The sequence below is a fragment of the Thermomonas sp. genome, from assembly GCF_025993755.1.
Lineage (GTDB): Bacteria > Pseudomonadota > Gammaproteobacteria > Xanthomonadales > Xanthomonadaceae > Thermomonas.
Map to the genome: position 1 here is coordinate 1 of NZ_JAMQHN010000032.1, position 26,518 is coordinate 26,518.

Consider the following 26,518-nt stretch of genomic DNA (forward strand, 5'->3'; position numbering starts at 1 on the left):
AACAGCAACAGCAACAGCAACAGCAACAGCAACAGCAACAGCAACAGCAACAGCAACAGCAACAGCAACAGCAACAGCAACAGCAACAGCAACAGCAGAGTCCCGCGCGGTCGTCCGGAGCGGGGGGGCCGCGCCAGATCCGCCCAGAGGACCCCCAGGCGCAGCAGCGTGCCAATGCGGCGCAGCGCCAGCGGATGCAGGAGGCTCTGCGGGGGCGTCGGCAGGCAGCGGACCAGCGCCCGACGGATGCGGAAAACGCCCGGGAAACCCCGGAGCAGCGCGAGCGGCGGTTGAGCAACCAAGCCTGGTTGCAACGGGTCCTGGACGATCCCGGCGCGCTGCTGCGCGCGCGGTTCCTGCGCGAGGCGCAGCGCCGCAGCGGAGAGACGCAATGATGCGGGCGTCGCGGGTCGGGCTGTGGCTGTTGCTGGCTTGCCTGGCGCTGCCGGTCCACGCGCAGACGCGCGCATGGCTGGATCGCAATGAAATCAACTTCGGCGAAACCGTCGCGCTCAACATCGAAACCGATCAATCGGTCGATGCCGCCGATTACGCGCCGCTGGAAAAACAGTTCGACATTGCCGGCCAGACCCTGCGCCGCAGCCTGGAGTGGACGAACGGACGCAGCCGGTCCCGCACCCTGCTTGCGGTCGGCCTGCGCCCGCGCGCGCCCGGCGTGATCACCATTCCGCCTCTGCGGGTCGGCGCCGCGACGACCGAGCCGCTGCGGCTGGTGGTGCGCCCGCCGGCGGCGCAGTCGGCGAACGCGAGTTCGGATCTGTTCGTCGAAACCGAAGTGGACGACGACCATCCCTACGTGCAGCAATCGGTGGGTGTGACGGTTCGACTGAATTACGCATTGCCCTTGCAGTCCGGCGAGTTGACGCAGGATCCGCCGGATGGTGCCACGCTCCAGCAGATTGGCGAGGATCGGCGCTACACCCGGGATCTCGACGGCCGGCGCTATCGCGTCGTCGAGCGACACTATCTGCTGATCCCCGAACGCAGTGGGGTCTTGACCGTTCCCGGGGCGCGCTTCAACGGCCTGCGCGACAGCGACGTGTTCAGCTCCCTGTTCGGCGGCGGCGATCGGCAGGACGTGTCGGTGGCCGCGCCCGCGCGGCGGATCGAGGTGCGTCCGATCCCGGCGGCTGCGGGCCAGCCCTGGCTGCCGCTGCGCGGTCTGAGTTTGCGCTATCTGCGCAAGCCGGCGCGCGCGCGCGCCGGCGAAGCGGTGCAGATCGAGATCGGGATGACGGCTGAAGGCGCCACCGACGTCCAGCTGCCGCCGCTGGAGCTGGAGGGCGTGGCAGGGGCGCAGGTGTTCGCCGATCCCGCGCAAGCGGATACGCAGGTGATCGACGGCAAGCTGCGCGCGACCGTGCGGCGCACTTTCTCGCTGGTGCCCGGACAAAGCGGCCCGCTCACGATTCCCGGGCCGAGCGTGTCCTGGTGGGATGCGACCGCGGGCGTGGCGCGAACGACGCAATTGCCGCCGCTGCAGCTCGATGTGGCATCTGCGAGCGGGGCGTTGGGCGGCGGGGCGAAGGGGGCGCCAGCGGGTGGCGCGAATGCCGCGGCAGCGAATGCCGCGGCGAATGGTGGCGAGCGGTCATCGCCATCGACTGCGGGGGTGCCTGGACGGTGGGCGATCGCGGCGAGCCTGGTGGGTGTCTTGTTGCTGGTATCGCTGGGAATCTGCCTTTGGAGTCGGCGTCTGGCAAGCGCATCGGGCGGTCAGGATCGGCCGTTGCCGGCGCCGCTGGCCAAGGCCTTGGACAAGGGCGATTTCGCGCAGATTTCCCTCGCCCTGACCCGGCAGGCGAACTTGCAGGCGGACGATCTGGAAGGCGTGCTCGCGCGGCTGGATGACGCGTCGCAGCGCAGCGCCGTTGCGTTGCTGCAGTCCGCGCTCTGGGGTGACGGCAGCGCTGACGATGCGCGTCGTGCCCTGCGCGCCGCGTTCGCCGCTGGCGCGCGCTGGCAAAAGCCGGCTTCATCCCGTTCCGATCTGCTGCCGCCGCTTTATCCGATGTGAGTGTGTGCGTTTGTTAAGCTCGCCCCCTTGCACTGGAGGAGGTGGTTCGATGGCCGAGGGCAAACGCGGACAGCTGGCGCTGCACTGGAAGATGCTGATCGGCTTCCTCGCCGGCCTCGGCCTCGGTTTGCTTGCGCACTACCTGTCGGGCGCGGAGGCGGGCTGGGTGCAGAACCTGACCGAGTACGTCACCCAGCCGGTCGGCACGCTGTTCCTGCGGCTGATTTTCATGCTGGTGATCCCGCTGCTGTTCTCGGCGCTGATCATCGGCGTGGCCGAAATGGGCGACGTGCGTTCGCTGGGCCGGGTGGGGTGGAAGACGCTGGCGTACACCATCGTTGCCTCCGGAATCGCCGTCGTGCTCGGATTGACGTTGGTCAACTGGCTGCATCCGGGCGGTGGCGTCGATCCCGAGGTGGCGCGCTCGATGCTGGCGCAAAGCGCGGAGCGTGCGCAGGCGATCGTGAGCGGGGCTGGCGAGCAGCCCAGGGGCCTGGACATGCTGCTGAGCGTCGTGCCCGACAACGTGGTGGCGGCCGCGGCCAACAACACCATTCTCGCGGTGATGTTCTTCGCGCTGATGCTGGGGATCGGGCTGGTACTGGTGCGCACCGAGGCCACCGAGGCGCTGCTGCGCGGCATCCAGGGCCTGTTCGAAGTGTCGATGAAGCTGATCGAGCTGGTCATCTCGCTGGCGCCGTACGCGGTGTTCTGCTTCATGTTCAACCTCGCCGCCCTGTTCGGCTGGGACCTGCTGCGCTCGCTCGGCGCCTACGTCGGGGTGGTGGTGCTGGCGCTGGCTCTCCATCTCGTCGTGGTGTATTCGCTGATGCTGCGGTTCCTCGGCGGCTGGTCGCCGGCGCGCTTCTTCAAGGGCGTGCAGGAAGCCATGGTGATGGCGTTTTCCACGGCATCCAGCAACGCCACCCTGCCGGTGTCGCTGCGGGTCGCCGAGGAGCAGCTGCACCTGCCGCGGCGGATTTCGCGCTTCGTGCTGACCGTGGGGGCGACTGCGAACCAGAACGGCACCGCGCTGTTCGAGGGCGTGACCGTGCTGTTCCTCGCGCAGTTCTTCGGCGTCGATCTGAACCTGCAGCAGCAGCTGACGGTGATGTTCGTGTGCATCCTCGGTGGCATCGGCACCGCCGGCGTGCCGGCCGGCTCGCTGCCGGTGGTGGCGCTGATCTGCGGCATGGTCGGGGTGCCGCCGGAGGGGATCGGCCTGATCCTCGGGGTCGATCGCTTCCTCGACATGTGCCGCACCACGCTCAACGTCACCGGCGACTTGATGCTGGCGGCGGTGGTGTCCAAGGGCGAGCCGGCCGACGCGCCGGAGCCGGAGCCGGCCGCGACCGCCTGATCCGTCTGGGGTGAATCGAACTGTGAACCGAGGCGCGCGCGGTCAGCAGGCCGTTCCCAGCGGGCGAGCGAGGGTTGGAAATGCCTTGAGCAGTCGGTGATCCATCGTGACCAGTTGCGTTCCCAGTGCCGCCGCCAGTGCGATGAACTCGCAGTCGTAAGCCGAACACTCGCTGTCGCGCACCCGCTCCAGCACCTGCCGTGACTCCGGCACATGCTCCGCGCCGTCGAGCAGCGCTTCCGCCTCGTGCTGAATCGCCTGCGCCTGCTCGAACTCCAGCAGGTCGCGCCGCAGGCAGCCGGCCAGGATGTTGCGGAACTCGCTGCGCCACAGGAGTGGCACGTGCCAGTCCGGGTCGTCTTCGAGCAGCCGTTCCGCCGCCTCGGTGAACTCCCCCGGCAGGTACAGATACGCCAGCACGTTGGAGTCCACCACGATCACGCGCGGCCCTCGCGCTTCAACTGATCGAGCGTGCTTGCGCCGAAGACACCGGGCCGCAACCCGGCGCGCAGCGCCCGCGCCCGCGCGAGGCGCTCCTCGGGCGCGATGCCGCCGGGCGCCAGCGCCGTTTCCAGGCACACGATCGCCTCGCTGTTCAAGCTGCGCCGATGCCGCGCGGCCGTGGACTTGAGCCGCGCATACACCGCATCGGGGATGTTCTTCAGGGTGAGGGTGGTGGGCATGCGGACGCCTCCCGTGCGTTGAAACCAGTATACAACCATTTCGGTTCCATTGGCAATGGCCGGCACGGCAGCGCAGGCGGTGGCGAGGTGGGTGGCAGGCATGGATGCAGCTTGCGGTGTGCCGCATCGCCACGGAATCGGGGTTTGCCGCGTTGCTGTGTGAGGGTTTGCCGCAGCGGGTGGGGCAAGTTCGGCGCGAGGCTCGATTCGATACATTGCCGACGCGCTGGCTGCGGCGTGCCCTGCACTTGCAATGTCCGTAATATCGAACTATTTTCATAAAACAGGGTAAATTGAATGAAATAGCGGACATGTCGAATCAAACTTCATTCAACCCGCGCGAGTTGGGCCGCGCCCTGCGGGCGGAGCGCCGCGCGCTCGGCCTGACCCAGCGGGCGTTGGCCGAGTCTGCGGGCTATCGCCGGCAGACCATCGTGGATCTGGAGGCGGGCCGAAACGTGTCCGTGCAGACCTTGTTCGCGGCATTGAGCGCCTTGGGAAAAGGGCTGAGGCTGATGGACGCACGCCCCGATCCCGACCAATTGTCCAGCCTGCTGGATGCGCCGGATGAAGATTAAGCGACTGCACGTCACCACACCGCTGGGTCTTGCGGGCGATCTGCATCGCGAGTCGCAATACGTCTTCAACTATGCGACCACGGATCGGCGCGGCGAGGTGTCGCTGACGATGCCGATCCGCGCGCAGAGCTACGCCGGCAATCCGCTGCCGCCGGTGTTTGCGATGAACCTGCCGGAAGGCTATCTGTACGACATGATCGTCCGGCGGATGGCCAAGCACGAGCGCATCGACGACATGCGCCTGTTGGCCATCACCGGCCGTCAACAGATCGGTCGCCTGCAATTCGCGGTGCCGGGAGAGCAGCGGCAGGAGCAGGTGCCCCGCATTGGATTGACGCAGTTGCGGACCGAGCGTGCATCGCGCGAACTGTTCGAGTTTCTGGTGGACGCCTACTTCGATTCCGGCATTTCCGGCGTGCAACCGAAGGTGATGCTGCCGGATGCGGACAGGCTGGCGGGACTGCCCGCCGACCGCGCCACGCTGGTGCATTCCGACCTGATCGTGAAATCCGGCGGCGGTGAGTACGAACAGCTCGCGCGCAACGAATTCCTGTGCATGGATGCCGCACGCCGTGCCGGTCTGACGGTGCCGGAGTTCTGGCTGTCCGACGACGGCAGCCTGTTCATCATGCGCCGCTTCGACCTGACGCCCGCGCGGCGCGGATTCGAGGACATGTCGGTGCTGATGGGCAAGACGCGCGACCCGCAAGGCAACTACAAGTACACGGAAAGCTACGAGGCGATCACGCGCTTCATCGTGGCGCTGACCGGCACCGATGCGTCTGCGAACCTGGCGGCGTTCTTCGAGTATCTGGCATTCTGCGCGATGGTGCGCAATGGCGATGCGCACCTGAAGAATTTCGGCCTGACCTACGACGACCCGGTGACGGGAAGCCGACTGCTTGCCCCCCTGTACGACGTGGTGACGACCACGGCCTACCCGTATCTGAACTGGCGCACGGGCGAGCAGCGGGTGGATAGAACGCTGGCGCTCAAACTTTTTTCCGGCGCGAAACACCGCAACTTCCCGTCGCGCGGCGACCTGCTGGAGTTCGGACGGACGATCTGCCGCGTGCGCCGCCCGGAGCAGGTGCTGGAGCGCATCGGCACGGCGATGTCGGAGACGTGGCAAGCGCACGGCGCGCGGCTGGAAGGCGATTTCCGGGAGCGCATGGCCACCGAATGGGAGGCCGGCAGGCAGGCGATTGCGGCGACGCAGGTGTTCGTGGGGCGGTGATTCGGTTTTGCCGCGCTGTAGTGCTCGTTGCAATGAAGCTCGAGCCGTTGCCAGCCGGTGGATGCCTGGCTCAGCACCCAGCTAGCATTCGGTGCAACTATCCCATTGGTGATTGGACTAATGATGTTTCACGGTGGCGAATACGGGGTCTCTGTTTGGGCGTCTTTGTTTGTAGCTGCTCCCGTAGGTCTGGTGGGGTGGGCGATTTGCGCGCTGTACCTGACTGCGACTGGTCGCTAAGCGGCCCCAAGGCGCTCTGGCGGATCCTTAAATCGAGGCTCTGCGGTGGATGAGATCGCCACCGCGACACCGACCCGCGCGGAGTGGGACAATAGGCGTTCATCCCCCGTATTGCCCGCCATGACCGCGCCCAGCCGCCGCGACCTCGCCAACGCCATTCGTTTCCTCGCCATCGATGCGGTGCAGGCCGCCAACTCGGGCCATCCGGGCATGCCGATGGGCATGGCCGACATCGCCGAGGTGCTGTGGAACGATTACCTGAAGTTCAATCCGGCCGATCCGGGCTGGCATGACCGCGACCGTTTCATTCTGTCCAACGGGCACGGCTCGATGCTGCAGTACGCGCTGCTGCATCTGAGCGGGTATGCCGTGTCCATCGACGACCTGAAGCAGTTCCGCCAGCTCGGCAGCAAGACGCCGGGACATCCGGAAAATCACGTCTGTCCGGGCGTGGAGACGACGACCGGGCCGCTGGGGCAGGGGCTGGCCAACGCGGTCGGGTTCGCGCTGGCGGAAAAATTGCTGGCGCGGCGCTTCAATCGCAAGGAGCACGCCATCGTCGATCACCGCACCTGGGTCTTCCTCGGTGACGGCTGCCTGATGGAAGGCATCAGCCACGAGGCGGCGTCGCTGGCCGGAACGCTGCGCCTGGACAAGCTGGTCGCGTTCTGGGACGACAACCGCATCAGCATCGACGGCGACACCGACGGCTGGTTCACCGACGACACGCCCAAGCGTTTCGAGGCCTACGGCTGGAACGTGGTGCGCGGCGTGGACGGACACGATGCGGCGTCGATCAAGGCCGGCATCGAGGCCGCATTGGCCTGCACCGACCGGCCGACGCTGATCTGCTGCCGCACCACGATTGGTTTCGGGTCGCCGCACAAGGCCGGCAAGGAGTCCTCGCACGGCGCGCCGCTGGGGCAGGACGAGATCGCGCTGACGCGCGCGGCGCTTGACTGGCCACATGCGCCGTTCGAGATTCCAGCGGAAATCTACGCCGGTTGGCGCGCGCGCGACCGTGCTGCCGACGAGGCGGGCTGGCATGCGCGCTTCGCCGCCTACAAGGCCGCGCATCCCGAAGCCGCTGCCGAGTTCGAGCGGCGCATGGCGGGCGATCTGCCGCAAGGCTTCGATGCCGCCGCCGATGCCTTCATCGCGAAGTTGCAGGCCGAAGGGCCGGTGGTCGCCTCGCGCAAGGCCTCGCAGATGGCGATCGAGGCGTTCGCGCCGCTGCTGCCGGAACTGATCGGTGCCTCCGCCGACCTCGCGCATTCCAACCTGACGCTGTGGAAGGCCAGCACGCCGGTGACGACGGACGATGCGGGCGCCAACTACATCCATTCCGGCGTGCGCGAGTTCGGCATGACCGCGATGAGCAACGGGCTGGCGCTGCACGGCGGTTTCCTGCCGTTCGACGCCACCTTCCTGGTGTTCTCCGACTACGCCCGCAACGCGGTGAGGATGAGCGCGCTGATGCGGGCGCACGCGATCCACGTCTATACCCACGATTCGATCGGGCTGGGCGAGGACGGTCCCACCCACCAACCTGTCGAGCATCTGGCCGCGCTGCGCTACATTCCGGACAACGACGTGTGGCGCCCCTGCGACGCGGTGGAGTCGGCGGTGGCGTGGAAGTGCGCGATCGAGCGCGCGGACGGCCCGAGCTGCTTGGTGTTCAGCCGCCAGAATCTGCCGCACCAATCGCGCGACGCGGCGCAGGTCGCGGCTATCGCGCGCGGCGGCTACGTGCTGAAGGACAGCGTGGGCGCGCCGGAGTTGATCCTGATAGCGACCGGCAGCGAAGTCGGTCTGGCGATGCAGGCGGCGGCGCAGCTGGGCGAGGGCGTGCGGGTGGTGTCGATGCCCTGCACCAGCGTGTTCGATCGCCAGGATGCCGCCTGGCGCGAGGCCGTGCTGCCGAAGGCGTGCCGCAGGCGTGTTGCCATCGAGGCCGGCGTCACCGATTTCTGGCGCAAATACGTGGGGCTGGACGGCGCGGTGATCGGCATCGACAGCTTCGGCGCCAGCGCGCCGGCGGATGCGCTGTTCGCGCACTTCGGGATCACCGTCGAGGCATTGATTGCGGCTGTTTCCACACTAGAATAGGAACAAGAATCGTTCGCAGCAAAACCGCCTTGCCGTCCATGCTGGCTTTGCGTTCCCCGCGTCTGTTGCACTGGATGACCCGCCTCGCGCTGGCGGCGGCGTTGCTGCTGGCCGTGGTGCCAACCGTCAGCCGCTGGGTGGACGGCAGCCAGGCCGGCATGGTGTCGCACATGGCGATGATGGCCGCCGGCGAACGGGCGGCGATGGACATGGCCGATGATGGCGCGGGCATGGCGATGCACACCCTGGCGTCGGATGCAGACCGACCTGGGGCCGCACATCACCATGCCATCGACGCCGGGCAATCGCCGATGCCCATGCCAATGGGCGATGGCGATGTATGCGCCTACTGCCCGCTGCTGGCGTCGCTGGCACCGATCCTGATTGCGCTGGTCGTCCTGCTGCCGCTGCGGCCCGACGTTCCGCGTCCGCAGCTGACGCGGCGTCCTCCCCGAGGGCAACCGCTGCTGCGCGGCCTGGGTGCGCGAGGGCCGCCGATCCTGCTCTGAACACAAGCATTTTCCCGTGCGGGGCCTTGCCTCGCCTTCTTGTGATTTGGAGTTCACATGTCTACCTCCCATTTCGCGGCGACGCGCCCGTCGCGTCGCGCGCTTGCCTGCGCGCTTGCGCTCGTACTGCTTCCCCTTGCCGCTGCTGCTGCCGATCACGATACTGCCGATGACGATCCGCAGGTCATCACGCTGGGCCGGGTCCAGGTGCTGGGGACCCGCGATGCGGCCGATACCGAACGCGCACAGACGCCCGGCGCGGTCAGCCTTGTCGATGGCGAAACCTTGTACCAGCGTGCGGTCGACAACCTGGCCGATACGCTGCGCTACGTCCCCGGCGTGTGGGCCGTCAGTGGCAGCGGCGGTGATGCCCTGTTCATCACCAGCCGCGGTTCCAACCTGGACGCAACCGACTACGACAACAACGGCGTCAAGCTGTTCCAGGACGGCCTGCCGGTGACAACGGCCGACGGCAACAACCACAATCGCTTTCCCGACCCGATGGCGGCACGGCGGATCGTCGTGGCCCACGGAGCCAACGCCCTGACCTATGGCGCCAGCACGCTGGGTGGCGCCATCGACTTCCAGTCCGCGACCGCGCGCGATGGCAACGCCGGGCAGATCTTCCTCGAAGGCGGCAGCGCCGGAACGTTCAATGCGCGCGCCAGCGTGGGCGGCGTGAGCGATGCTCTGGACGGAATGCTGACGGTCGAGGGCCGGCAGCGCGACGGTTGGCGCGAGCACAGCCGTCAGGAGCGCTGGGGCGTGTACGCCAACGCCGGCTGGCAGGCATCGGAGAACCTTGACCTGCGCGTGTTCGCCAGCCATGTCGACAACCGTCAGGAATTGCCGGGTGCGCTCACCCTGGCCCAGTTCAACGCCGACCCGAGCCAGGCCAACCCGTCCGCAGTCTCCGGCAATTTCCAGCTGAACGTGCGGACCCGCCGGCTGGCCGCCAAGGGCGAATGGCGCATTGACGAGCGCAGCCGCCTCGAATTCGGCCTGTCCTGGGAAACGCAGAACCTCTACCACCCGATCGTGGACAAGGTGATGGTGGACTTCGACGGCCCGGGCCCGATGCCGCCGGTGGAAGTGTTCAGCCTGCTCATCAACAGCGACCAGCGCACACTGGCCGGGATGCTGCGCTACAGCGTCCAGATCGGAAACCACGACGTGCTGGCCGGCATCAACCTGGCCGACACCCATCTTGAAGGCGGCAACTACCGCAACGACGGCGGCCACCGCAACGGCCTGACCGACGCCCTCGACTACCGTTCCCGCAGCGCCGAGCTGTTCCTCGTGGACCGCTGGAAGATCGACGCCGACTGGACCCTGGTCTACGGCGCGCAGGGCGTGTTGACCCGCCGCGATGTGCGCAGCCTGAAGGTGGCTACCGGCGTCCTGAGCAACCCCAAGGCCGATTACGCGTCCTTCAATCCACGCCTTGGCGTGATTCGCGCGCTGGGCAGCGGCAACGAAGCCTACGCCAGCATCAGCCGGCTGTACGAAGCGCCCACCACGTTCGAGCTCCAGGACGATGTGCGCGGTGGCAACGCCACCCTCGACGCCATGCACGGTGGTGTCGTCGAGGTCGGTCTGCGCGGTTCCCGGGCGGCGTCTGCGGACGTGGTCGGCTGGCGCTGGGAGGCGTCGCTGTATTACGCGCGGATCCGCGACGAGATCCTGTCCATCGACGATCCCGCGGCGCCGGGTACCAGCCTGTCCGCCAACGTGCCGCGCACCGTCCACGCCGGCCTCGAAGCCCTGATCGGCGCCAGCATCCCGTTTGCAGGCGGCGCGCACCGGATCGAACCGCTGGTCAGCGTCACCTGGAATGCGTTCTCCTTCGATGACGATCCGGTCTACGGTGACAACCGGCTGCCCGCCGCGCCGCGTTACGCGCTGCGCGGTGAGCTGCTGTACCGCAACGACGCCGGCTTCTTCTTCGGCCCGACCTTCGATGTCGTCGGCCCGCGCTACGCCGATTTCGGCAACACCTACCGGATCGGCGCCTACGGCCTGATCGGGCTGCGCGTCGGCATGTCCGGCGAGCGCTGGGATGTGTTTGCCGAGCTGCGCAACCTGGCGGATCGCAGGTACGTCGGCACCCTCAGCGTGCGCGATTACGCCGGCGTGGGCGATGCCATCCTGCAACCGGGTGCGCCGCGAACGCTGTCCCTGGGCCTGCGCATGAGGTTCTGAGCGAGCACGATGCGCGACGTGCGTGGCACCGGCCGGCGCCATGAGCGGCGACCAACGACCGGGAAATCGATCGAGGAAAAGGCGAATGAAGCGGATGAGGGATGGGCGCTGGCGCTCGTGGTACCCCGGGGCGTCCATGCGGACGGCGGGTGCGCTGTTCGCGCACTTCGGCATCACTGTCGAAAAATTGATCGAGGTCAGTATCGCGGTGCGCGTGCGGTCATAACATTACCGGCACGGTGATCTTGCGCTCGCCCTGTTTCCACGCCCGGATGGCCCGCCTCGCGCTGGTGGCCCTCTTGTTGATGCTGGCGATGCCCACCGTGAATCGCTGGCTGGAAAGCGCCCGCGCGGACACGGCGCCCGCCGCTGCAATGTGGCATGTCGATGCGGGCATGGCGACCGCTGGCATGATGGCGCACGGCGCCGCCGCGGACATGCACCTGGCCTCGATGGCGGCGCACCATCACGCGCCCGACGTGGGCATGCCGATGGCGATGCACCATCACGCGGCCGACGCCGGCCAATCGCCCGCACCGATGCCGATGCCAATGCCGATGGGCGGTCCGGGCGACGTCTGCGGCTATTGCCCGCTGCTGGCATCGCTGGCGCCGGTCCTGCTCCTATTGGTGGTCCTGCTGCCGCTGCGCCCGTGCGTGCCGCTGGCGGCATGGACGCCGCAGGTTGCGCATCCCCTGCCGCAGCTACGCGGCCTGGGGGCAAGGGGGCCGCCGCTCCAGCTCTGAACCACAAGCGTCCACCGGCGGACTTCCGCCATCCCACTTGTGCTTTGGAGCCAACATGAATTCCCTTCGTTCCGCGACGGCCGCGCCGTCGCGCCGTGCGCTTGCCTGCGCGCTTGCGCTCGCCCTGTTCCCCGTGTCCGCACTTGCCGCCGACGGCGAGGACGACGCGAAAACCCTCGACCGCGTGGTGGTCATCGGCATGCAGACCCAGCCGCTGACCTTCGAGACCGACCCGAAGCTGCCGCGCCAGCCGGTGCCGGCCAGCGACGGCGCCGATTACCTCAAGACCATCCCCGGCTTCACCGCGCTGCGCAACGGTGGCACCAACGGCGACCCGGTGCTGCGCGGCATGTTCGGTTCGCGCCTGAACCTGCTGACCAACGCCGGCAGCATGCCCGGCGCCTGTCCGTCGCGGATGGACAACGCGATGTCCTACGTCGCCCCCGAAACCTTCGATGCGCTGGTGGTGGTGAAGGGCCCGCAGACCGTGCAGTGGGGGCCGGTGGGCTCGGCCGGCACGGTCCGCTTCGAACGCGACACGCCGCGCTTCGAGCAGCGCGAACTGCGCGTCCAGGGCAGCCTGCTCGGCGGCAGCTTCGGCCGCAACGACCAGGTGCTGGAGCTGCTGGCCGGCGCCCCGCGCGGCTACGTGCGGCTGGATGCCAACCGTTCGGAAGCGCGCGACTACGAGGACGGCGACGGCGTGCGCGTGCCGTCGGCCTGGCACAAGTGGAATGCTGACCTGGCGCTGGGCTGGACGCCCGATGCCGATACCCTGCTGGAGCTCTCCGTCGGCGCCGGCGACGGGTGGGCGCGCTATGCCGGCCGCGGCATGGACGGCTCGCAGTTCCGCCGCGACAGCCTCGGCCTGCGCTTCGAAAAAACCTTCGTCGGCACCCTGCGCAAGGTCGAAGCCAACGCTTACCGCAACGCCGCCGATCACGTGATGGACAACTACAGCCTGCGCACGCCCAACCCGATGGGCAGCATGCCGATGCCGATGGGCTCCAACGTCGAGCGCACCACCAGCGGCGGCCGGGTGGCGCTGGAATGGGGCTGGCAGGCGTTCTCGCTGGTCGCGGGCGTGGATGCGCAGCGCAGCGAACACCGGCGCCGCAATGCGATGGGCCGCGATGTCTGGCGCACGCGTCCCTGGACCCGCGATGCCGACTTCCGCCAGCATGGACTGTTCGCGGAGGGCACCTGGGCGCTGGCTGATGCGCAGAGGCTGGTGGCAGGTGTGCGCGTGGATCGTGCCGAAGCCACCGACCGTCGCGCCATCGTCGGCACCCCGGCGATGGTCAATCCCAGCTTCGGTCAGACCCGCAGCGAAACCCTGCCGGCCGGTTTCCTCCGCTACGAGCGCGACATCGTCGGCAGCGGCTTGGGCTGGTTCGCGGGCGTGGGCCTCACCCGGCGCATGCCCGACTACTGGGAGCTGTTCTCGCCCAATCGCGGGCCGATGGGCAGCGCCAACGCCTTCGTCGGCGTGCAGCCCGAGAAGACCACCCAGCTCGATGCCGGCCTGCAGTGGCACGGCGCGCGCGGCAGCGCGTGGGTGTCCGGCTACCTCGGGCGGGTCGAGGATTTCATCCTGTTCCGCTACATGAGCGGCGGCATGATGGGCAGCACCTCGATGGCGACCAATGTCGATGCCCGCATCCACGGTGCCGAAGCCGGCGGCGAATTCCGCCCGACGAAGGACTGGACGCTGGGCGGCAGCGTGGCCTGGGCCTGGGGCGAAAACGCCGATGCCGGCACCGCGTTGCCGCAGATGACGCCGCTGGAGGGCCGCTTCACCGCCGCCTGGGACAACGGCCGCTGGAACGCCGGCGTGCTGCTGCGCGCGGTGGCTGCGCAGACCCGGGTGGCGCCGATGCAGGGCAACGTCGCCGGCCGCGACCTCGGCCCCAGCGCGGGCTTCGTCACGCTGGCGCTCAATGGCGGCTATCGTGTCAGCGAGCGGCTGCAGCTCACCGCCGGCATCGACAATGTGTTCGACCGCCGCTACAGCGAGCACCTGAACCTGGCCGGCAACGCCGACTTTGGCTACCCGGCGCTGCCGGTGCGGATCGACGAGCCGGGGCGCAATCTCTGGCTGAAGCTCAACTTCACGCTGTGACGCAGCGATGATGCCGTTCGTGGTGGACTTGTCCCACCGCGTGCGGCATCGGACCAACCAATGACAAGGAGAAGGCAAATGAAGCGGATGACGGGATGGGCACTGGCGCTGGCGCTGGTGGCGTTCGGTGGTGTCCAGGCGGGGAACGCCGGCGGCGAGTTGCGCATCGAAAATACTTGGGCGCGGGCCACGCCCGCCGTGGCGCCGGTGGCGGCGGGCTATCTGACCGTCGTCAATGATGGCGATACGGCCGACCGGCTGCTGCGCATCGACAGCGCGATCGCCCAGCGGATTGAAATGCACCAAACCGTGCACGAGGACGGCGTGATGCGGATGCGCAGGATCGAAGGTGGCATCGTCGTCCCGGCGCACGGTCGGGTGGTGTTTGCTCCCGGCGGCAATCACCTGATGCTGATCGGTCCGGTTCGCCCGCTGGTCGCCGGGGAACACTTCGAGGCAACGCTGGTGTTCGAGCGCGCCGGAGCGCGCAAGGCGAGCTTTGAAGTACGGGCAATGGATGCCGGCGCGCACAGGCACTGAAGCGCGTTTCCGCATCGCCGGGGCTTGACAATGGTGTTTACGCATGTAATCTGCAAATGAATTACAGGTGTAAACAATGCAGATCAGCGACGCCGAATCGGTGGTGATGGAAGTCCTCTGGACGCGCAGCCCTCTGGGCGCGGACGAGGTGGTGGCCGCGCTGGCCGGACGCCAGGACTGGCAGGAGGCGACGATCAAGACCCTGCTCAACCGTCTTCTCAACAAGGGCGCGATTCGCGCCGAGAAAGAGGGTCGCCGCTATCTCTATGCGCCCGCGCTGCGGCGCGAGGACTGGGTGCAGGGCGAAAGCGAAAGCCTGATCGACCGACTGTTCGGCGGCCGCGTCGCGCCGTTGGTCGCGCATTTTTCCGCGCAGCGGAAATTGAGTCGCAAGGACGTGGCCGAACTGCGCAAATTGCTGGAGGGAATCGACCATGAATCCCGCTGAATCCTTGCAGGCGTTGGTTCAGGCCGCGCTGGCGTCCAGCGTCGCGATCCTGCTGGTGCTGGCGCTGCGCCGGCTGCTGCGCAAAGCCTTTGGCGCACGGCTGGCCTATGCGGCGTGGGCGCTGGTGCCGCTGGCGATGCTGGCGACGCTGCTGCCCGCGGGCCAGCCGTCGTCGATGACGGTGGCCGTGCGGCAGGCGATCCCCGTGCTGGTCGTCGCAACGCCGCCGCAGGCCGCGACGGATGCGCTGCCACCGCTGTTCTGGGTGCTGTTGCTGTGGGGCGTGGGCGGCCTTGTCGGCGCGGGCTATTTCCTGCATCGGCAGCGCCGCTTCGTGCGTGGGCTGGGCGCGCTGAGCGCCTGCGGCGAGGGGCTGTATCGCGCGCAGGGCAGTGCCGGCCTGCCGGCGGTCGTGGGCGTGCTGCGGCCGCGAATCGTGCTGCCGGCCGATTGCGATCGCCGCTACAGCGGTGAACAGCTGGCGCTGCTGCGCCGGCACGAGCAGGCGCATATCGCCGGCGGCGACATGTACGCCAATCTCATCGCCGTCGCGCTGCGCTGCGTGTTCTGGTTCAACCCGCTGGTCCACCTTGCGGCGCGCCCGTTCCGCCACGATCAGGAACTGGCCTGCGATGCCCGCGTGCTGGCCCGCGCGCCGCAGGCGCGACGCTGCTACGGTGAGGCGATGCTGCTGACCCAACTCGCGTCACAAACGCTTCCGGTGGGCTGCCACTGGGGGCAGGTCCATCCCCTCAAGGAGAGAATCGAAATGCTCACTCGTCCCTTGCCAACCCTGAAACGCAGCCTGCTGGGCATGGCGCTGCTCGCGATCCTGCTGTCCGGCGGCGCCTATGCCTCGTGGGCCAGCCAGCCGGCGCTCCAGTCGGCAGATACTCCGGCGCCGCCTGCACCGCCTCCGTCGCCGACCGCACCGATGCCTCCGCCGCCGCCGGCCATGGACGCTGGCATGGTGCCGCCTCCGCCTCCGCCGCCTCCGATGGCCGCTGACGAAAGGCTTCCCGAAGGCAGCATCGATGCCGCATCGCGGCAGCTCAATCCCCCGCAGTATCCGGCCGAGGCCATCAAGGCGGGCGTGGCCGGGACCGTCATCCTGATGGTTGCGATCGACGACCATGGTCGGGTGCAGGGGCTGCGGATCGACCGGTCGTCCGGCCATGACGACCTGGATCGCGCAGCGCTGGCCGCCGCCGCACGCTGGACCTTCCTGCCGGCGATCGAACACGGCAAGCCGGTGGCCAGCAGGGTGCGGGTGCCGATCGAGTTCGCACTGGGCGGCCCGCCCGGGTTGAGCCAGCAGTAAGGCCGGTTTGCGTTGACACCGGCAGGCGAACGGTCGCCGGTGTCAACCGTGGCGGGCGAGGCCCGCCCGCGCTTACTGATGCACTGGAGCGCCGTTGCCGATGGTGCGGTTGAGGATGTCGGCCAGCCGCACCGCCGCGACCTCCACCCGGCGTTCCGCCAGCGGGCGCATCTGCTCCAGGTAGTACGAAGTCATCTTGTGCTTGTTCTCTGGCGGGTAGATCGCCTTGGCGTCGATCAACCGACAGGATTCCTCGGCCCACTGCAGCGGCGTGGTCAGGCTGCGGGCCTGCGTGGTGATCGCCGGCGAGTTGTCCTCGGACGCCAGCGCGGCGGTGTACTGGGCAAGATCCAGACGGCGACTGGCAAGGATGTAGAAGTCCCAGACGGAATGCAGGTTGGTCCCCATCAGGCCGTCGACGTAGCGGTTGTGGGCGTAGTCCTCGGGCTGGATGGCGGTGCGCAGGCTGATCTGGAAGCGGTTGCCGCCGGCGTCCGGCCGGTTGCCGGCATGCAGCGGCTGGTGCAGGTCGCCGACCAGATGGACAACCCACTTCAGCGCGTCGCGGCGGGCGGCCAGCGGCTGGCTGCGGTCGCCGAGGATCCGGATCTGGTTTTCGAGCGCCGCGACGGCGCAGTTGCCGTCGGGGCAGTCGCGCTGGACGTCGAAATCGCAGCCGCCGCCGAGGGCATTGATGTAATGCCAGCGCGAGGTCTGGCGGAAGCGCTCCGGGTCGCTGCTGCGCAGGGTATCGGCCCAGGTGGCGACGCCGGCCAGAGTCGGATCCGGCTCGCCGACCAGCAGGGTGGCGACCTCGGCGCTCGCCTTGGGATCGAGCAGGCGCTGCGCCAGCGCACCGACCAGCTGGTGCCCGAGCGCAGACCAAGCCAATGCTGCAGCCGGAATGATGCAGATCAAGAGGATTATGAACAGGCGCGTGGAAAACCGGGGCATCGGGGTGGCCGCAAGGTCGGGAACGGCTAAAATACCCGCGTTCGGACGTCTTGTCCGACGGGTAATCCCTCTTCAGGAGCTCCGGATGGCAATCAAGGTCGGCATCAACGGCTTCGGCCGCATCGGGCGCTGCGTGTTCCGCGCGGCGGTCGAGAACTTCGGCGACGACATCGAGATCGTCGGCATCAATGACCTGTTGGAGCCGGACTACCTGGCCTACATGCTCAAGCACGATTCCGTGCACGGGCGCTTCCGCGGCGAGGTTCAAGTCGAGGATGGCGACCTCGTGGTCAACGGCAAGCGCATCCGGCTGACCGCCGAGCGCGATCCGGCCAACCTCAAGTGGGGCGAGGTCGGCGCCGACGTGGTGATCGAGTCCACCGGGTTGTTCCTGACCGCCGAGCAGGCGCAGAAGCACATCGACGCCGGAGCGAACAAGGTGCTGATGTCGGCCCCGTCCAAGGACGCCACGCCGATGTTCGTCTATGGCGTCAACGACGCCCGGTACGCCGGCGAGGCGATCATCTCCAACGCCTCCTGCACCACCAACTGCCTGGCGCCGGTGGCCAAGATCCTCAACGACAAGTGGGGCATCAAGCGCGGCCTGATGACCACCGTCCACGCGGCGACCGCGACCCAGAAGACCGTCGATGGCCCCTCCCACAAGGACTGGCGCGGCGGCCGCGGTATCCTCGAGAACATCATCCCGTCCAGCACCGGCGCCGCTAAGGCGGTGGGCAAGGTGATCCCCGAGCTGAACGGCAAGCTCACCGGCATGAGCTTCCGCGTGCCGACCTCGGACGTGTCGGTGGTCGACCTGACGGTCGAACTGGAAAAGCCGGCGACCTACGCCGAGATCAAGGCGGAGATGAAGGCGCAGAGCGAAGGCGCGCTCAAGGGCATTCTCGGCTACACGGAAGAGAAGGTGGTGGCCACCGATTTCCGCGGCGATGCGCGTACCTCGATTTTCGACGCCGACGCCGGCATCGCCATGGACGACACCTTCGTCAAGCTGGTGAGCTGGTACGACAACGAGTGGGGCTACTCGAACAAGTGCCTGGAAATGGTCAAGGTGATGGCGGGCAAGTAAGCCCCGCAACGCCCCATCCGTACAAACGCAGAGCCCCGCCATGTGCGGGGCTCTTGCTTTCTGCCGGCGCCAAAGTGACGCGCTATTCGCGTTGCAGCAGGGGCAGCTTGTCCGGCTTGCCGTCCCATTCGTCGGCATCCGGCAGCGCCGGCTTCTTGTGGGTAATCACCGGCCACAGCGGCGACAGCTCGGCGTTGATTCCGAGGAAATTCTCCTGACCCGCGGGGACGTCGTCCTCGGCGAAGATCGCCCCGACCGGGCATTCGGCCACGCACAGCGTGCAGTCGATGCAGCTTTCCGGGTCGATCACGAGGAAATTCGGTCCCTCGTGGAAACAGTCGACCGGGCACACCTCGACGCAGTCGGTGTGCTTGCAGTTGATGCAGTTTTCGGTGACGACGTGGGTCATGACGGCAAACGGCGGGTGGCTTGCGGATTATAAGCGATGCGGCATTCCGCTTCGCGCTGGCACTCAGGCGTAGAACATGAGCTTGGCAAGGATCACGATCCCCACCATCAGCCCCAGCACGATGCGGTGGGTGTGGCGGAAGCGGCAGGGATCCATGGTGCCCTTGAGCCCGGCGCGGATCGCGGTGACGAACACCCCCAGCACGCCGAATGCGAGCAGCACCTTCAGGGAGAGCAGCCAGCCGAACGGCGTGCCCAGGCAGGTGAAGCCGCTGCAGCGGATGTCGAACAGGGCAAAACCGCTGAGGAACAGCAGGGCGACCACGACCGGCATGAAGCGCCGCACCCGGGCCATCACTGCCGCCTCGATGCGTTCCATGATCGCGTGGTCGAACTGGCGGTGGAAGGATTCCAGCACCAGCACCTCGAAGCACACGGCGCCGACGAAAATGATGGCGCAGGACAGGTGCAACAACAGGATCAGCGGGTACCATGCGGACATGGGAAAAGGATACGTCGCGCCCATCGCCCTGTCCGGGCATCGCTTGATCTGGGTCAATCGAATCCGGATGGCGTTCGACTGCGCGTGACGGGAAGACCAACGTGGCCGGATCGGACGACAGGAACGGGGGGTGGAGTCTGCGGCGGCGCCTCGCCTTCGGGCTGGTGCTGGCCGCGCTGCTGCCGTCCATCCTGTTCAGCACGGCGCTGCTCGTCGGCCAGTGGCGGCGTGACCACGAGAGCCTGACCGCGGGTCTGGACGCCAGCGTGCGGCTCAATGCCGGGTTGATCGACGATTTCGTCGAATCCCAGCAGGCGGCCTTGAAATTGCAGGCCGAGTACATCGCCGACAGCTCCGGGGACAGCGGTGTCAATCTTGCCGGTCTGCTGCATGCCTACCCGTCGATACTGCGCGTGCTGGAGGTCGATGCCGAGGGGAATGTCGTCTCCATCCGCGATGCGCGCGGAAGGAGCTTGCCGAAACTGGCCGGGCTGGCGGGGGATGAGGAGTGGTTCAGCATGGCCCGCGACCGCTTCCGGCCCCATGTCACCAACGTCTACCTTCGTCCGGTGTATGGCGCGGACGCGGTGATCGGCGTTTCCGCACCGATCCTGCGCGGCCATCGGTTCGAGGGCGCCCTGCTGGCGGCGATTCCGGTCGAAAGCCTGTTGCGGCAAAGTGCCGAAAGCGCGGCCCGCAGCCAATGGGAACTGCTGCTGCTCGATCGCGCCAACCGGGTGGTTTTCGCCAGCCACGGACTGCGCTACCGCGTGCTGGGCGATGCCGGTGCGATCGGAACCACGCTCGGGCAGGTCGCGGCCACGGCCGATCTGCCCACCCGTGAGATGCTGCTGCGCGGTCTGCTGAAGGATGGTGCGCCGGCCTACGTCGAGGCGGTGCGCATGCGCAACGGCTGGGTGCTGGCGTTGGTCGCGCCCCGTGCCCGGCTGATTGCCCCGCTGTGGCCGCGCATGCTGCTGCTGGCCGCGCTGCTGGTCGTCACCCTGCTCGGCGTGATGGGCGTGCTGGCGATGCAGTGGCGCGCGCTCGGCAGCAGCATCGATGTCCTGCGGCAGGGCCTGCGCGGCTACGTGCTGGGCGGGCGCATGGATGCGCGGCGGATGCGGGCGCTGCCGGGGGAGCTGCAGCCGCTGGCGCGCGGGATCGGGGAACTGGGCGAACGGATGAACGCCGCTTACGCGCAGGTCCAGCGTGTGCTCAAGGAACGCGAGGAGGTGATCGCCGAGCGCACCGAATCGCTCAATGCGGCCGTCGCGGAGCTCAGCCGCCAGAGCAAGACCGATGCCTTGACCGGAGCCCTGAACTACCGGGGCTTTCGCGAGGCCTGCGAGCAAATCTGGGACGATCCGGACAGCCAGCCGCTGTCCGTGCTGGCACTCGATATCGATCATTTCAAGCACTACAACGATCTCTACGGCCACGCCGAGGGCGACGTTGCCTTGCGCCGCTTCGCCGGTGCGGTGCGCAGCGCCTTGTTCCGTTCCGGCGACGTGCTGGCGCGTCCGGGAGGCGAGGAGTTCGCGATACTGATGCCCGACTGCTCGCCGCAGCAGGCCATGCAGGTGGCGGTCCGCGTGTGTACGCGGGTGCGCGAAGCCGATATTTCCCATGACGACACTCCGAGCGGGCGGCTCACGGTCAGCATTGGCGTCGCGGCGCGTTCGCCGGACGATGCGGGCATCGACGCCCTGCTCAAGCGCGCCGACGAGGCGCTGTATCGTGCCAAGAGCGCCGGCCGCGACCGCGCCAGCGTCTGAGCCGCCGTTCCGGGTCCGTCTTTGCAGGCAGGCGTGTTTGAAGCAACCGGTGGCGCACGCGACAATGCCCACCCCACCGAACGGAGCCCGCTCCATGGCCATCCTGCGCATGACCGACCTCGACCTTGCCGGCAAGCGGGTCCTGATCCGGCAAGACTTGAACGTGCCGATCGACGAGCGCGGCCAGATCACTTCCGAACAACGCATCCTGGCTTCGTTGCCCACCCTGAAGCAGGCGCTGGAGAAAGGCGCGACGGTGCTGGTAACCTCGCATCTCGGCCGGCCCAAGGAAGGCACGTGGAGCGCCGCCGATTCGCTGGCGCCGGTGGCCGCCCGCCTGTCGCAGCTGCTGGGGCGCGAGGTTCCGCTGCGCAAGGACTGGGTGGATGGCGTCGAGGTTGCGCCGGGTGCGCTGGTCTTGCTGGAGAACTGCCGCATGAACGTCGGCGAGAAGGCCGACGACGAGGCGCTGTCGCGGAAGTATGCGGCGCTGTGCGACGTGTTCGTGATGGACGCCTTCGGCACCGCGCACCGCGCGCAGGCGTCGACCCACGGCGTGATCCGGTTCGCGCCGGTCGCCTGCGGCGGCCCGCTGCTGATGGCTGAACTCGATGCCCTGCACCGCGCGCTGGCCGCACCTGCGCGCCCGCTGCTGGCCATCGTCGCCGGCAGCAAGGTGTCGACCAAGCTCGAACTGCTGGGCAGCCTGGTCGCCAAGGTCGACCAGCTGATCGTCGGCGGCGGGATTGCCAACACCTTCCTCGCCGCGCAGGGGCAGGGCGTCGGCAAATCGCTGGTGGAAATGGATCTACTGGACACGGCGCGCACCATCCTGGCCGACGCGAAGGCGCGTGGCGCCGAGATTCCGATTCCCTCCGATGTCGTGGTCGCGCCGGCCTTCGCCGCCGACGCGCCGGCCACGGTCAAGCCGGTGTCCGAGGTCGCTGCCGACGACATGATCCTCGACATCGGCCCGCAGACCGCCGCGCGGTATTCGGAGTTGATCGCCAGGGCCGGTACCGTGGTCTGGAACGGCCCGGTCGGCGTGTTCGAATTCGACGCCTTCGCCGCCGGCACCGAGGCGGTGGCGCGTGCGATCGCCGCTTCCGACGCATTCTCCATTGCCGGCGGTGGCGATACTCTGGCTGCTGTCGACAAATTCGGCATCGCCGGCGACGTGTCCTACATCTCCACCGGCGGCGGTGCCTTCCTCGAATTCCTCGAAGGCAAGGCCCTGCCGGCGGTGGTGGCGCTGGAGACACGCGCGGCCACCGCCTGAGCGGGATCCCGCCACTGCGACGCAGGCGACCGGTTTTGCGTTAACGTGCCGGGCATGACTTCTTCCAGCCTGCCCGTCAGCCGCCGCCACACCCGCATCGTCGCCACCCTCGGACCGGCCACCGATCCGCCGGACGTTCTGGAGGCCATCCTGCGCGCCGGCGTGGACGTGGTGCGGCTGAACTTTTCCCACGGCGATCCGTCGGCGCAGATCGCGCGCGGCGCGGCGGTGCGCGTGGCGGCAGCGCAGATCGGACGCGAAGTCGGCATCCTCGCCGATCTTCCGGGGCCGAAAATACGCATCGAGACGTTTGCCTCCGGCAAGGTGAACCTGGGCGCGGGCCAGCGCTTCGATCTGGTCGCCAGCCTCGATGCGCCGCCGGGCGACGAACATCAGGTCGCGGTCAGCTATCTCGGGCTTCCGGCCGACGTGGCGGCGGGCGACGTGCTGTTGCTGGACGACGGCCTGGTGCAATTGCGGGTCGAATCCGTGCAGGGCGACCGCATCGTCACCACGGTGCTCAACGACGGCGTGCTGTCCAACCGCAAGGGGCTGAACAAGCAGGGTGGCGGACTGTCGCTGGGCGCGATCACCGAGCGCGACCGCGAGCTGATCGCCGTGGCCGCCGGGATGGACGTGGACTTCATCGCCATCTCGTTCTGCCGCACCGCGAATGACATGCACGAGGCGCGGCGGATCGCGCGCGAGCACGGCAGCAAGGCCGCGCTGGTGGCAAAGATCGAGCGCGCCGAAGCGATCGACCATCTGGCCGAGATCATCGACGCCAGCGAGGTGGTGATGGTGGCGCGCGGCGACCTGGGCGTGGAAGTCGGAGACGCCGAGCTTCCTGGCTTGCAGAAAAAGATCATCCGCGAGGCGGTGGCGCGCGACAAGGTGGTCATCACCGCCACCCAGATGCTGCAGTCGATGGTCGACAGCCCGATGCCGACCCGCGCCGAAGTGCTGGACGTGGCCAATGCGGTGATCGATGGCACCGACGCGGTGATGCTCTCGCAGGAATCGGCGGCGGGCCATTGGCCGGTGCGCGCAGTCGAGGCCATGGCGCGGATCTGCGCCACTGCCGAACGTCAGTTCGTCGCCGATACCGACTTCGAGCAGGCCGAGCGTGGGCTGGAGCGCGCCGATCAGGCCATCGCCATGGCCACGATGTTCCTGTGCGAACACATCGGCATCCGTGCGGTGGTGGCGATGACCGAAAGCGGCGGGACCGCCCGCTACCTTTCGCGCTTTCGCTCCTCGGTGCCGATCTACGCGTTTTCCCACCACGGCGGCGCGCGTCGGCGGATGGCGCTGATGCGCGACGTGTTCCCGATGGACTACGACAGCCGCGGCCAGACCCCGCGCGAAGCCGCCCGCGGCAGCATCCGGCTGCTGGTCGACGGCGGCCTGCTGGCGCCCGGCGATCGCGTGATCTTCACCAGCGGCGAGCACATGCAGACCCGCGGCGCGACCAATACCCTGCGGCTGCTGGAGATCGGGCCGGATGGCCAGGCCACGGGGTTGGGGGAGCTCTGACGCAGGTGATGAATGGGGCCGGTTCTTTCCGATGCCCGGGTGTCGTACCCTAAGCCCATCTTCATGCGGTTGCTCTGGAGGTTCATGATGTTCAAGCGTTTGCTTTTCTGCTCGCTGGCACTGACGTTCTGCACGGGTGCGCTGGCGGCCGACAAGATCCCTGTGGTCAACGAAGGTGGCATTTCGAACAATTGGACCCTGGCGCCCGGAGCCACCTTGCCTGCGCCTGCCTATCCGGAGATCTATAGATCGAGCGGCGCCGAGGTTTGCGTCGCGATCGGCTATCTGCTCAACGAGGACGGCACCACTTCGGATTTTTCCCTGCTCAGGTCGTGGAGCTCTGACGAGCCGAGTCAGGCGAAGGAAGAGTACTGGTCGTTGTTCGCCAACGATGCTTCGAACGCGCTCGCGCGCTGGAAATTCGCCCCGAAGCCGGAGGTGACGAATCCCAAGCCCGTCTATACCGTCGCAACCTTCCTGTTCGGTGCGAAAGACGTGGCGAAGCTGCGCAGCAAATGCGCGATCTCCGATCTTGCCTTGCATATCGTGCAGATTCGCGCGGACGGGAAGACCCGCCGCAGGCTGGAAGCATTCCCGATCTACGATCGCCTGGATATCGATCCGGCGATGGTCAATCGCGTGGACCAGCAGTATCGGGCGCAGCGGCAGAGCGAAAGCCAGATGTCCCGGGATCAGCGAAATTCCGGAAATGGCGTCGGCAGCAGCGTTTCTGGAAACCAGGGCCGGCGCTGACGCTCGTCTGTATGCGATGGATGGAGGGGTGTTCGTTGCCTATAATGGCCGGACTCGACTTTTGCATTTGAGAAGGCCACATGAGCATCGAACAACTCGCGGAAACCGCCCGCGCCATGGTCGCTCCGGGCAAGGGCATCATCGCGATCGACGAATCTGCCGGCACCTGCAAGAAGCGCTTCGATGCCGTCGGCGTCGAGTGCAGCGAGGAAAATCGCCGCGCCTACCGCGAACTGCTGCTGACCGCGCCGAACGCCAGCCAGTACCTGTCGGGCGCGATCCTGTTCGACGAAACCATCCGCCAGTCCACCCGCGACGGCGTGCCGTTCGCGAAATACATGGCCGACAACGGCATGATCCCCGGCATCAAGGTCGACAAGGGCACCCACAACCTGGCTGGTTTCCCCGGCGAGGTGGTCACCGAAGGCCTCGACGGCCTGCGCGATCGCCTCAAGGAGTACTACGCGCTGGGTGCGCGTTTCGCCAAGTGGCGCGCGGTGATCAACATCGGCGAGGACATCCCCTCGGGCAGCTGCATCGAGGCCAACAGCCACGCGTTGGCGCGCTATGCGGCGCTGTGCCAGGAGCAGGGGCTGGTGCCGATGGTGGAGCCCGAGGTGCTGATGGACGGCGACCACGACATCGAGACCTGCTACGAAGTGACCGAGGTCGTGCTGCGCTCGCTGTTCGACGCGCTCTACAACAACAACGTGATGCTGGAAGGCACCATCCTCAAGGCCTCGATGGTCGTGCCCGGAAAGAACTGCGCCGAGCAGGCCAGCGTCGAGGAAGTCGCCGAGTCCACCCTGATGTGCCTGAAGTCTTCGGTGCCGGCGATCCTGCCGGGCATCGTGTTCCTCTCCGGTGGTCAGAGCGATCACGATGCCACCGCCCACCTGGATGCGATGAACCGGATGGGGCCCAATCCCTGGCCGCTGTCGTTCAGCTATGGCCGCGCCATGCAGCAGGCAGCGCTCAAGCTGTGGGCGGCCGACATGGCCGGCAATTACGCGGCTGCCCAGCAGACCGTGTTCGAGCGCGCCAAGGCCAACGGGCTGGCCGCGCTGGGGCAGTGGCAGGGGTAGGTTGCGTCCTGTGCGGGCACGCCTCGCGCGCGAGGCCCTGGCATTGATTCAACGCTGAACGCGCGCCGGCTTCGTGCCGGCGTTCGCGTTTTCGGCTAACTTGGGCCCGTGGAAGAGTCGAAGCCGCGCGCCCGGATCCGGCTTCGTGCGGCAGGAGGCAGTGCTTGCCGAAGCGTGCGTCGAGCGGGTACGCAACGGTCGGCTCGCCCGTGGCAACGAAGTGGAGGCTGTGATGGCGATACCCGAAGAGGCGAAGGCGCAGATCATGGAAGCGCTGGCGCGCGGCGACAAGATGGCTGCAATTCGTCTTGCCCGCCAGATCAGCGGGGGCTCCCTGAAGGACGTGGTCGCTTTCGTCGACACCCATTCCGGCCCGGCTGCCCGCGCTGCCGGAACGAAGATCGCACAGGCGGCCACTGCAGCCGCCGACCGGCATGGCCAGCACAGTCACGCCCAGTCCATGCAGCGCGCACTCAGTGCCAACGACCGCAAGCCGACCGTGGCCATGGGCGATGCTCCAGGCAGCCTGCGTTGGGTGATGCTCGTCCTGGGCCTGTTGGCGCTGGCGGTTTGGGTCATGCTGGGGTAGCCGCGAGACGCAACGTTCCGATTCCCGATTCCGGACCAAACCGATGGCACGGGAAGGATTCACGCCGGGCACGTAGAATCGGCGGCTTGCCGAACGGGTTGGGCCATGGCTTTGCGTCCCGCACATCTTGCGTTTGCCGTGCTGCTGCTGGGCTGCCTCGGCCTGACCGCCTGCGGCAGGCAGGGCGAAGGCGGCCACGGCGGGCGCGGCAACGCGCCGGTGGCGGTCGGCGCCCAGGTGGTTCGGGAAGAGGACTGGACCGACACGCTGCAGGCGCTGGGCACGGTGCGTGCGCATGAGGCTGTCACCGTGACGGCCAAGGTCAGCGAAACCGTGGAGGCGGTGCATTTCGACAGCGGCCAGGAGGTCGTGCGCGGGGCTCCGCTGGTGACCCTCAGCGGACTCCAGCAG

Annotated in this window: 24 protein-coding genes and 2 pseudogenes; 21 read left to right on the top strand and 5 right to left on the bottom strand. The window is 67.6% G+C overall.

From position 1 onward, the window contains the following. The 3 genes and pseudogenes from Q0X16_RS02595 to Q0X16_RS02605 form a co-directional block, all read left to right on the top strand. Nucleotides 1-395, top strand: a pseudogene (locus tag Q0X16_RS02595) (hypothetical protein); the annotation flags it as partial. Then, nucleotides 392-2,038 carry a BatD family protein gene (locus tag Q0X16_RS02600; protein ID WP_297830325.1) on the top strand — a complete coding sequence of 549 codons (1,647 nt, stop codon included), beginning with the start codon at nt 392-394 and terminating at the stop codon, nt 2,036-2,038. The pseudogene Q0X16_RS02595 and the gene Q0X16_RS02600, both read left to right, overlap by 4 nt. Nucleotides 2,039-2,087: 49 nt before the next feature. Continuing rightward, entirely contained in the window at nt 2,088-3,398 is a 1,311-nt protein-coding gene (locus Q0X16_RS02605; RefSeq protein WP_297830328.1) for a dicarboxylate/amino acid:cation symporter, read from the top strand. A 42-nt stretch (nt 3,399-3,440) separates the two neighbouring features. On the opposite strand, the gene Q0X16_RS02610 is transcribed toward Q0X16_RS02605, so the two are convergent. Beyond that, on the bottom strand, nt 3,441-3,839 hold the full coding sequence (locus Q0X16_RS02610; protein WP_297830330.1) for a type II toxin-antitoxin system VapC family toxin: 399 nt from the start codon (nt 3,837-3,839) through the stop codon (nt 3,441-3,443). Next, nucleotides 3,836-4,183: a hypothetical protein gene (locus tag Q0X16_RS02615; RefSeq protein WP_297830331.1), complete on the bottom strand. Its 348-nt coding sequence runs from the start codon at nt 4,181-4,183 to the stop codon at nt 3,836-3,838. Before Q0X16_RS02615 ends, Q0X16_RS02610 begins: the two co-directional genes overlap by 4 nt. Nucleotides 4,184-4,392: 209 nt before the next feature. Between Q0X16_RS02615 and Q0X16_RS02620 the strand changes: the two genes are divergently transcribed. From Q0X16_RS02620 to Q0X16_RS02665, 10 genes are all read left to right on the top strand, one after another. Beyond that, nucleotides 4,393-4,659 (top strand): helix-turn-helix domain-containing protein, encoded by a 267-nt coding sequence (locus Q0X16_RS02620; RefSeq protein ID WP_297830333.1) that lies wholly within the window; start codon nt 4,393-4,395, stop codon nt 4,657-4,659. Next, nucleotides 4,649-5,896 (top strand): type II toxin-antitoxin system HipA family toxin, encoded by a 1,248-nt coding sequence (locus tag Q0X16_RS02625; RefSeq protein ID WP_297830335.1) that lies wholly within the window; start codon nt 4,649-4,651, stop codon nt 5,894-5,896. The genes Q0X16_RS02620 and Q0X16_RS02625 overlap by 11 nt, the downstream gene beginning before the upstream one ends. Before the next feature lie 360 nt (nt 5,897-6,256). Continuing rightward, a complete protein-coding gene (tkt, locus tag Q0X16_RS02630; protein WP_297830337.1) occupies nt 6,257-8,245 on the top strand; it encodes a transketolase in 1,989 nt (662 codons plus the stop codon). 38 nt (nt 8,246-8,283) lie between these two features. Next, a complete protein-coding gene (locus Q0X16_RS02635; RefSeq protein ID WP_297830339.1) occupies nt 8,284-8,754 on the top strand; it encodes a DUF2946 family protein in 471 nt (156 codons plus the stop codon). Nucleotides 8,755-8,811: 57 nt separating this feature from the next. Next, nucleotides 8,812-10,956, top strand: a complete 2,145-nt coding sequence (locus Q0X16_RS02640) for a TonB-dependent receptor (protein ID WP_297830341.1) — start codon at nt 8,812-8,814, stop codon at nt 10,954-10,956. Between the two features lie 272 nt (nt 10,957-11,228). After that, entirely contained in the window at nt 11,229-11,702 is a 474-nt protein-coding gene (locus Q0X16_RS02645; protein ID WP_297830343.1) for a hypothetical protein, read from the top strand. Nucleotides 11,703-11,757: 55 nt separating this feature from the next. After that, entirely contained in the window at nt 11,758-13,824 is a 2,067-nt protein-coding gene (locus Q0X16_RS02650) for a TonB-dependent copper receptor (RefSeq protein ID WP_297830345.1), read from the top strand. A gap of 78 nt (nt 13,825-13,902) precedes the next feature. After that, entirely contained in the window at nt 13,903-14,364 is a 462-nt protein-coding gene (locus Q0X16_RS02655) for a copper chaperone PCu(A)C (protein WP_297830347.1), read from the top strand. A gap of 76 nt (nt 14,365-14,440) precedes the next feature. Then, a complete protein-coding gene (locus Q0X16_RS02660; RefSeq protein WP_297830349.1) occupies nt 14,441-14,812 on the top strand; it encodes a BlaI/MecI/CopY family transcriptional regulator in 372 nt (123 codons plus the stop codon). Further along, on the top strand, nt 14,799-16,133 hold the full coding sequence (locus tag Q0X16_RS02665) for a TonB family protein (RefSeq protein ID WP_297830351.1): 1,335 nt from the start codon (nt 14,799-14,801) through the stop codon (nt 16,131-16,133). The genes Q0X16_RS02660 and Q0X16_RS02665 overlap by 14 nt, the downstream gene beginning before the upstream one ends. Before the next feature lie 72 nt (nt 16,134-16,205). Here the strand turns inward: Q0X16_RS02665 and Q0X16_RS02670 are convergent, their stop codons facing one another. Further along, complete coding sequence (locus tag Q0X16_RS02670) at nt 16,206-17,051, bottom strand: S1/P1 nuclease (RefSeq protein WP_297830353.1); 846 nt, start codon at nt 17,049-17,051, stop codon at nt 16,206-16,208. Between the two features lie 121 nt (nt 17,052-17,172). Here Q0X16_RS02670 and gap point away from each other — a divergent pair, with 121 nt between their 5' ends. After that, nucleotides 17,173-18,177: a type I glyceraldehyde-3-phosphate dehydrogenase gene (gene gap / locus Q0X16_RS02675; RefSeq protein ID WP_297830355.1), complete on the top strand. Its 1,005-nt coding sequence runs from the start codon at nt 17,173-17,175 to the stop codon at nt 18,175-18,177. An 82-nt stretch (nt 18,178-18,259) separates the two neighbouring features. Here the strand turns inward: gap and fdxA are convergent, their stop codons facing one another. After that, entirely contained in the window at nt 18,260-18,586 is a 327-nt protein-coding gene (fdxA, locus tag Q0X16_RS02680; protein ID WP_297830357.1) for a ferredoxin FdxA, read from the bottom strand. 63 nt (nt 18,587-18,649) lie between these two features. Then, nucleotides 18,650-19,087 (bottom strand): hypothetical protein, encoded by a 438-nt coding sequence (locus tag Q0X16_RS02685; RefSeq protein ID WP_297830358.1) that lies wholly within the window; start codon nt 19,085-19,087, stop codon nt 18,650-18,652. A gap of 101 nt (nt 19,088-19,188) precedes the next feature. Between Q0X16_RS02685 and Q0X16_RS02690 the strand changes: the two genes are divergently transcribed. The 7 genes and pseudogenes from Q0X16_RS02690 to Q0X16_RS02720 form a co-directional block, all read left to right on the top strand. After that, entirely contained in the window at nt 19,189-20,865 is a 1,677-nt protein-coding gene (locus tag Q0X16_RS02690) for a sensor domain-containing diguanylate cyclase (RefSeq protein WP_297830359.1), read from the top strand. A 94-nt stretch (nt 20,866-20,959) separates the two neighbouring features. After that, a complete protein-coding gene (locus tag Q0X16_RS02695) occupies nt 20,960-22,144 on the top strand; it encodes a phosphoglycerate kinase (protein ID WP_297830361.1) in 1,185 nt (394 codons plus the stop codon). Nucleotides 22,145-22,213: 69 nt separating this feature from the next. Then, entirely contained in the window at nt 22,214-23,680 is a 1,467-nt protein-coding gene (gene pyk / locus Q0X16_RS02700; protein WP_297830369.1) for a pyruvate kinase, read from the top strand. 84 nt (nt 23,681-23,764) lie between these two features. Beyond that, entirely contained in the window at nt 23,765-24,433 is a 669-nt protein-coding gene (locus tag Q0X16_RS02705) for a hypothetical protein (RefSeq protein WP_297830363.1), read from the top strand. Between the two features lie 80 nt (nt 24,434-24,513). Further along, on the top strand, nt 24,514-25,518 hold the full coding sequence (locus Q0X16_RS02710) for a class I fructose-bisphosphate aldolase (protein ID WP_297830365.1): 1,005 nt from the start codon (nt 24,514-24,516) through the stop codon (nt 25,516-25,518). 160 nt (nt 25,519-25,678) lie between these two features. Beyond that, on the top strand, nt 25,679-26,107 hold the full coding sequence (locus tag Q0X16_RS02715) for a hypothetical protein (protein WP_297830367.1): 429 nt from the start codon (nt 25,679-25,681) through the stop codon (nt 26,105-26,107). A gap of 105 nt (nt 26,108-26,212) precedes the next feature. Next, nucleotides 26,213-26,518 (top strand): annotated as a pseudogene (locus Q0X16_RS02720) (efflux transporter periplasmic adaptor subunit); the annotation flags it as partial.

What these genes read in the sequence shown, in the direction of transcription:
- Q0X16_RS02600 (WP_297830325.1), top strand. Translation starts at nt 392, where the DNA reads ATGATGCGGGCGTCGCGGGTCGGGCTGTGGCTGTTGCTGGCTTGCCTG.
- Q0X16_RS02605 (WP_297830328.1), top strand. Translation starts at nt 2,088, where the DNA reads ATGGCCGAGGGCAAACGCGGACAGCTGGCGCTGCACTGGAAGATGCTG.
- Q0X16_RS02615 (WP_297830331.1), bottom strand. Translation starts at nt 4,183, where the DNA reads ATGCCTGCCACCCACCTCGCCACCGCCTGCGCTGCCGTGCCGGCCATT.
- Q0X16_RS02620 (WP_297830333.1), top strand. Translation starts at nt 4,393, where the DNA reads ATGTCGAATCAAACTTCATTCAACCCGCGCGAGTTGGGCCGCGCCCTG.
- Q0X16_RS02625 (WP_297830335.1), top strand. Translation starts at nt 4,649, where the DNA reads ATGAAGATTAAGCGACTGCACGTCACCACACCGCTGGGTCTTGCGGGC.
- tkt (WP_297830337.1), top strand. Translation starts at nt 6,257, where the DNA reads ATGACCGCGCCCAGCCGCCGCGACCTCGCCAACGCCATTCGTTTCCTC.
- Q0X16_RS02635 (WP_297830339.1), top strand. Translation starts at nt 8,284, where the DNA reads ATGCTGGCTTTGCGTTCCCCGCGTCTGTTGCACTGGATGACCCGCCTC.
- Q0X16_RS02640 (WP_297830341.1), top strand. Translation starts at nt 8,812, where the DNA reads ATGTCTACCTCCCATTTCGCGGCGACGCGCCCGTCGCGTCGCGCGCTT.
- Q0X16_RS02645 (WP_297830343.1), top strand. Translation starts at nt 11,229, where the DNA reads ATGGCCCGCCTCGCGCTGGTGGCCCTCTTGTTGATGCTGGCGATGCCC.
- Q0X16_RS02650 (WP_297830345.1), top strand. Translation starts at nt 11,758, where the DNA reads ATGAATTCCCTTCGTTCCGCGACGGCCGCGCCGTCGCGCCGTGCGCTT.
- Q0X16_RS02655 (WP_297830347.1), top strand. Translation starts at nt 13,903, where the DNA reads ATGAAGCGGATGACGGGATGGGCACTGGCGCTGGCGCTGGTGGCGTTC.
- Q0X16_RS02660 (WP_297830349.1), top strand. Translation starts at nt 14,441, where the DNA reads ATGCAGATCAGCGACGCCGAATCGGTGGTGATGGAAGTCCTCTGGACG.
- Q0X16_RS02665 (WP_297830351.1), top strand. Translation starts at nt 14,799, where the DNA reads ATGAATCCCGCTGAATCCTTGCAGGCGTTGGTTCAGGCCGCGCTGGCG.
- gap (WP_297830355.1), top strand. Translation starts at nt 17,173, where the DNA reads ATGGCAATCAAGGTCGGCATCAACGGCTTCGGCCGCATCGGGCGCTGC.
- fdxA (WP_297830357.1), bottom strand. Translation starts at nt 18,586, where the DNA reads ATGACCCACGTCGTCACCGAAAACTGCATCAACTGCAAGCACACCGAC.
- Q0X16_RS02685 (WP_297830358.1), bottom strand. Translation starts at nt 19,087, where the DNA reads ATGTCCGCATGGTACCCGCTGATCCTGTTGTTGCACCTGTCCTGCGCC.
- Q0X16_RS02695 (WP_297830361.1), top strand. Translation starts at nt 20,960, where the DNA reads ATGGCCATCCTGCGCATGACCGACCTCGACCTTGCCGGCAAGCGGGTC.
- Q0X16_RS02705 (WP_297830363.1), top strand. Translation starts at nt 23,765, where the DNA reads ATGATGTTCAAGCGTTTGCTTTTCTGCTCGCTGGCACTGACGTTCTGC.
- Q0X16_RS02710 (WP_297830365.1), top strand. Translation starts at nt 24,514, where the DNA reads ATGAGCATCGAACAACTCGCGGAAACCGCCCGCGCCATGGTCGCTCCG.